Genomic DNA, 688 nt, shown 5'->3' on the forward strand with positions numbered 1-688 from the left:
CAGACTGATCCCCATGGCAGAGAAAGTTCTCGTCGTCGACGACGACCCCGCAATCTCGGAGATGCTGACCATCGTCCTGCAGGGCGAGGGTTTCGACACGGTCGTCGTCGGGGACGGGCCGCAGGCCGTGGAGGCCGCGGAGAACGAGCACCCCGACCTCATCCTGCTCGACCTCATGCTCCCGGGCATGAGCGGCATCGACGTGTGCCGCGCGGTGCGGGAGTTCTCCGCGGTGCCGATCGTGATGCTCACCGCAAAGACCGACACGGTGGACGTCGTCCTGGGCCTGGAGACCGGCGCGGACGACTACGTCCCCAAGCCGTTCAAGCCCAAGGAGCTGGTCGCCCGGGTGCGCGCGCGGTTGCGCCGCACCCCGGAGGAGGTCCCGGAGTCGGTGAAGGTCGCCGACCTCACCATCGACTTCGGCGGCCACCAGGTGACCCGTCGCGGTAAGCCGATCTCGTTGACCCCGATCGAGTTCGAGCTGCTGACCACCCTGGCCTCCCGGCCGCGCCAGGTCTTCGCCCGCGAGGAACTGCTGGAGCGGGTGTGGGGCTACCGCAAGTCCAACGACACCCGCCTGGTCAACGTGCACATCCAGCGGTTGCGCTCGAAGGTGGAGAAGGACCCGGACAACCCGACGATCATCCAGACCGTCCGCGGGGTCGGTTACAAGACCGGGGAGTAG

Annotated in this window: 1 protein-coding gene; it reads left to right on the top strand. The window is 67.7% G+C overall.

Annotated features, from left to right (window positions below):
• The first annotated feature begins 13 nt into the window (after nucleotides 1-13).
• A complete protein-coding gene (gene mtrA / locus ACT3UN_RS16545) occupies nucleotides 14-688 on the top strand; it encodes an MtrAB system response regulator MtrA (protein ID WP_301443621.1) in 675 nt (224 codons plus the stop codon).

Origin of the sequence: Corynebacterium sp. AOP12-C2-36, from assembly GCF_052379185.1 — a bacterium.
GTDB lineage: Bacteria > Actinomycetota > Actinomycetes > Mycobacteriales > Mycobacteriaceae > Corynebacterium.